The sequence below is a fragment of the Photobacterium japonica genome (assembly GCF_050337005.1).
GTDB lineage: Bacteria > Pseudomonadota > Gammaproteobacteria > Enterobacterales > Vibrionaceae > Photobacterium > Photobacterium japonica.
This window is the reverse complement of record NZ_JAKJSN010000104.1, coordinates 1-5,229: the sequence shown is the minus strand read 5'-3', so window position 1 is coordinate 5,229 and position 5,229 is coordinate 1. Positions and strand designations below refer to the sequence as shown.

Genomic DNA, 5,229 nt, shown 5'->3' with positions numbered 1-5,229 from the left:
ATATTATGATGAATAATCATTTTGAATTGGACGGTTTCAGGGTTGTGATTGGTAGTTCCAGTGAGTATGGAACCACATATGAGGGGGTGAAGGTATTTACTGACAAATCTGGTTACTGGTCACTATCACCAAACTTCAATGGTAAGAAGAAAATGGATGCTTACTATAGTGATAGTATTTGTGAACCTCATTCTACAGTTTGTGGTATAGAGTTTAAGAGCGAATTGTTTATATCTGGTCTACCTTTTAGTGAGGTTGGACATATTACACTGTATGAATATTATAGTAATTACGCCGATGGTTTATGGTTCTGGGAATTAAAAAGAAAAATAATGATAACATTGTCACCAWCATTAGTAAAAAAAAGGTATGGCGAAATTGAAAATGTATTTAAGGATATTCAGTATAAAAATGCCAAAGATCTCATAATTAATGCGTCTTTGGTGGTCTTGTTTATTGTTATTGCCAAACTTTCTTTACCTTTAGTTAAAAAAACATTGTCAAAGATAAGGCAGGTTAAAGTTAACAAAGAAGAATCATCATTATTGTATAAGTTTGGGTTGTTTGCTGGGAATATTTTTTGTTTCTTTGGTTTTCTTAGTAATAAAAGACGAGCTAGAAAGTTGAAAGAAGCTGAAGAAGATGAAATTGTTAGGCAAGTTGTAAGGAATGAATTAACTTCAGAAAGTCATGAAAAGTTAAAAAATGCCATTGTTTGTGCCGTTAATAATGGTGACTACGATGAAGCTAAGCGTTTAACTGAAATTATGAATAAAATATCATAAGTTTCTGGGTTATATAAATGGGCGTATTTACGCCCATTTATGCAGGAAAGCTGCTATCAGGTCAGAATCAAACGAAACCATAAGAACACCTTTTCGGCTACCAGCGAAAGGCCGAAGCCAAGGCTTTCCCCCTGGTGTACGTTAGAAAGGCGATGAATGGATAAGGCGAGCATTATTTCTAGGAGGTCTGGTTAATTATAATAACGAAGCCCAAAAAATGGGGGCTTTATTTTTGAGAATAAGAATAATGCAAAAAGTATATGTAATGCTTAATGAGCTGGGACTAGTGAAGATCGGCATTAGTAAAGATCCTGAACAACGCGCCCACCAACTGGCGAATACTTCAGGCTTTACCGTGGATCTGAAATGGCAATCAGAACCTTTAGGCGTTGCCCACAGCATTGAACAGTCAGTGCACAAACACCTAAGCGCCTCGCGTATGCGTGGAGAATGGTTTGAAGGTGTTAGCGTAGAGCAAGCCGTTGCCACGGTGAAGGCTATTGCAGGTTGTGAAGGGGTCAGCAGCACTGGGGATATTGTACAACTACGCCATGAAGTACACTTGAAAGATAAGTACAGGAATAAGACTAACGGCAAACTGATTGATGATGCAATTGAGGAAATACGCCTACAGGCGGCTGTTAATAGTTACCTTTGGGTAAGTTGTTTGATGATGATGCAATCTGGGAACCAATCGAACGTCAGCGCGACCAGCTGGATGAATGCAATATAGAGTTACATGATTACTACATCAATTTCCCTGATCGCATATTGGATGCCACCAACGGGGTTAAGCTTGATTTGCCAGTGATCCAACCATTACCAGATCGCCCTGAGTACCGAATGACACCAGAGGATCACGCAGAGGCTTTGGCCCAAGAAGTGGAACGTGTAGCACTAAATGAGCGCAAATATGTGGCAGTTACTTACAAGGGCCTGACTCATGAACACTTCAAAGATATGACAGAGGCAGAGATACTGGCCTTTGTTGAGTCAGTGGAGGCAGAACAGGCTACAGCTATACAGGGATCTATTGCGTGTAATCAGAAAAAACAAGACAAAGAATGCAAGGATTTGGTTAACACGCTACAGCGTCAACACAACATCGAAGAAGCTGAAGAATCTGATCCAATACTCCCAGAAACTAAGCCAACGAGCGGACTCGCAAAGCTGTTTAGCTGGGCATGTTTCATTGTATTGGGGATTTTCTTGCTACGGGCTAACATATAACTAATAAAGGGCCAGTATGATCTTGAAAGGGGTTATGCTGGCCCTTTGTCGTTTAATAATCAAAAGTGTATTGCTTAATGTGGATAGTTGCGCTTTGGGAAGATGATGAGGGGATYCCTCAGTGCGTAGTATCGCTACCTTTGATTACAATTATTGATTTTTAGATAGCTTCATCTTCATAAATTCTAACTCTAAGTTTAGTTCTTTGCCTCCAGCTAAAATGTTGGCAAGTGACTCATTTACCTTATTTACATCGAAATAGTGTTCTTCTCGATCATAGTCTTCACCATATTCTGGAATATAAATCAAATCAGAGATTCTTTTTTCATCAATAGAAACGGCTTTTAATAGGCAGTATTTAGCTAATGTTTCGTTATATAAATACTTTTTATTTCCTATAAGTTTAAGGAGCCCGTCGCTAAACTTTTCATATAAATTAAAATACGATTCTGCATCATTTAGGTTTGCTCCCTTAATTAACCAGAGAATAGAAGTATCATCGTCACTTCTACGAAATGCATATTGTGCAGATAGCTCTCTCATAGCAGGAATGTATCCGTTTAAAGCGGATCGTTCATACCATTGGAACATCTTTGTGTAATTCCTTTTGATTCCACTAAAACCGTACTCATAGTAATTCGCAACCATATATTGACTTTCTCTACAATTGAACCGAATAGCATTATAATACTCATAGAAAAAATCATATTTTATAAGATCTGAAGAGGCCTTATTTTTCCCTGTAGTGCTGCGAATAAATTCCTCATCACTAATTTCTGTAGATCTGCTTAAACTGGATAAAAGGATAAACTCTTCATGGATAAGCTTTATTGCGATTGAAGTTGCTGATTCAATATCATTAATTCTTTCATCTATAATTGTTCTATCTAAAAGTATATCCAAGTTTCTTTTGTATTTTCCGTAAACAATGTTAACATCTTTGATAGATAAATCATATTCATTGAGGCATCTTGAGTAAACCGTTCTCGATACTGATGGCAGAAAAGGCGCGCTTATTGCCTTATATTTTTTGAAAAAATTAAACATTTATAAATCTCATTACAGCCTTTCTCTGTTGAATAATATTTCATCAAAACCAAGGGTGTAATACTCTGAATTTGAGGAAATATATGATGATTATCAGGAGTAGTATCATCATGTTGAAGTATATCGCATTCAGACAGTATTTCATCTAATCTTATCCAGCAGTTTTTAGCCATTAACTTGCATGCAAATGAGTATAAAACTTAGGGAAGTGCCACTAAGTCTGTGATGCTAAGCCTCTCTTGTCCCGAAGCAACCTTGCTAACATACTGCATATGCTCTATTTTCGTCACATTTTCTACATTTAGTCAAACTTTAGCTGTCTACGAACGCGAATCTTCTGACTGAAACTTGTAAAGGGGCAGAAACCACATCGTCCCCTCCCTCACCGACCATCAAATCCGGCGCACTGGTGACTCGCGCCTCCTGACTCTGTTTTCTGCTCACAGACATCACACTTTTTTACTGTGTTTATATACTACAAGGATTACCGTTGCTATACCGTACGCGGCGAAAAATAGTCCTTAGAGCAACAGAATGATCAATCACTTAGAAGCGGGTATTCGACCATTGGTCGAAGGAAACATCGTTTGGCGATAAGCTATTAAGCCAATTATTCAAATATGCAGGCTCTACACTCAAAACCCACCGCCTGCGTGTTTTGTTACGCTTTGCTGACTTTCTCTGCATCATGGTTCTGCTACACTGCGCTTTTCATTATCACTGATGTTTCCCCAATGAAATTTTCTACGTTTCTCGGCACTGCCGTGACGCTACTTTCGCTTTCCGCGCCGATTTACACAGGGCTTTACACACCCAATGCAACCGCCGCAACACAGGTGGACTTTGCGCCCGTCCACACTCAAATCCAAGCCATCGAACAGACACTCTCTGCCCATATCGGTGTTGCGGTATTGGATACCCAAGACAACACCATCTGGGATTACAAAGGGGATGCTCGCATCCCGTTAACCAGCACGTTTAAAACACTGGCATGCGCCAAGTTACTGCATGATGCTGACCATAACATTCTGACATTAACCGATACCGTCACCATCAAAGCCAGCGAGTTAGTGACCTACTCGCCGGTCACGGAAAAGTGGGTGGGTAAAGCCATGCCTTTAGGGCAAGCGTGTAAAGCGACAATGTTCACCAGTGACAACACCGCGGCGAATATCGTGATTAACGCAGTCGGTGGTCCCGACCAGATCACGGCATTCCTTCGCCAGTCTGGCGATACAGTGACACAATTAGATCGCTTCGAACCGGCACTCAATGAAGCGATGCCGGGTGATGAACGAGACACAACAACGCCCAACGCCATGACAAATACGCTGAACACACTGCTTTTTAAAGAGGGTCTGTCGAAGGAAAACCAACAACAGCTTATCGATTGGATGATGGGCAACCAAGTCACCGGCAACCTGTTACGTTCAGTATTACCTCAAGGCTGGACTATCGCAGACCGCTCCGGAGCAGGCGGTCACGGCGCAAGAAGTATCACCGCCATGGTATGGCCGGAAGATCGCGCCCCGATAATCATTGCTATCTATGTGATGCAAACGGAGGCGTCGTTTGATGCGCGCAACCAAGCCATTGTGAAGATTGGTCAGACGATTTTTGATCAATACAGTTCAACATCCCCATCCCTAGAATAGATCCTGCTATTGATTTTCACCCCAATAAAAAACCCGCCTTTCAGCGGGTTTTGTTGTTTCTTGCATCGCGGTTGTAAAGCCTTGGAGACGTCACCGTATTAAAACCCTATACATCATAACGATTCTTTATGTCAATTAAGGCCTTCCGAGAAAGACCAAGCATTTCAGATGTTGATTGCAAATCACCGCAATGATGTTCTGCCGCTCTAACAACTTTCGCTTTAAACTCGTTAACCATTTCTGTCATAGAAAGATCGCCGTGTTTATTTAAAAAATTCTCGATAGAAACTTCTGATTTATCGCTAATATCCTGTTGCCAAAATTTTTCTACATGCTCATTAATATAGCTTACGAGTTTAACATTATCCTTAATAAGGCGTGCATCTTTTCCCCGTTGATAATCAGCACATAATATGGCGATAGTTTGAAGATCCCGATAATTCCCATGGAATTTTCTTTGTTTATCTGTCAACCAAGTTTTGAATAATTCATCTTGAGGTAAAGGATTAACT

6 protein-coding genes are annotated in these 5,229 nt (G+C 40.3%); 4 read left to right on the top strand and 2 right to left on the bottom strand.

What is annotated here, in order from left to right; translation table 11 throughout:
- The 3 genes from L4C36_RS23250 to L4C36_RS23240 all read left to right on the top strand — a co-directional run.
- On the top strand, positions 1-785 hold a 785-nt coding region (locus tag L4C36_RS23250; RefSeq protein WP_428480149.1), incomplete at its 5' end, for a hypothetical protein.
- Between the two features lie 247 nt (positions 786-1,032).
- Complete coding sequence (locus L4C36_RS23245) at positions 1,033-1,518, top strand: GIY-YIG nuclease family protein (RefSeq protein WP_428480148.1); 486 nt, start codon at positions 1,033-1,035, stop codon at positions 1,516-1,518.
- Positions 1,440-2,015: a hypothetical protein gene (locus L4C36_RS23240; protein WP_428480147.1), complete on the top strand. Its 576-nt coding sequence runs from the start codon at positions 1,440-1,442 to the stop codon at positions 2,013-2,015. The genes L4C36_RS23245 and L4C36_RS23240 overlap by 79 nt, the downstream gene beginning before the upstream one ends.
- A 150-nt stretch (positions 2,016-2,165) precedes the next feature.
- Here L4C36_RS23240 and L4C36_RS23235 read toward each other — a convergent pair whose 3' ends face one another.
- Complete coding sequence (locus tag L4C36_RS23235; protein WP_428480146.1) at positions 2,166-3,062, bottom strand: tetratricopeptide repeat protein; 897 nt, start codon at positions 3,060-3,062, stop codon at positions 2,166-2,168.
- Between the two features lie 734 nt (positions 3,063-3,796).
- Between L4C36_RS23235 and bla the strand changes: the two genes are divergently transcribed.
- The gene (gene bla / locus L4C36_RS23230; RefSeq protein ID WP_428480145.1) at positions 3,797-4,717 is read left to right on the top strand and encodes a class A beta-lactamase; all 921 of its coding nucleotides are present in this window, start codon (positions 3,797-3,799) and stop codon (positions 4,715-4,717) included.
- A 106-nt stretch (positions 4,718-4,823) separates the two neighbouring features.
- On the opposite strand, the gene L4C36_RS23225 is transcribed toward bla, so the two are convergent.
- Positions 4,824-5,229: hypothetical protein (locus L4C36_RS23225; RefSeq protein ID WP_428480144.1), on the bottom strand; the 406-nt coding region annotated here is incomplete at its 5' end.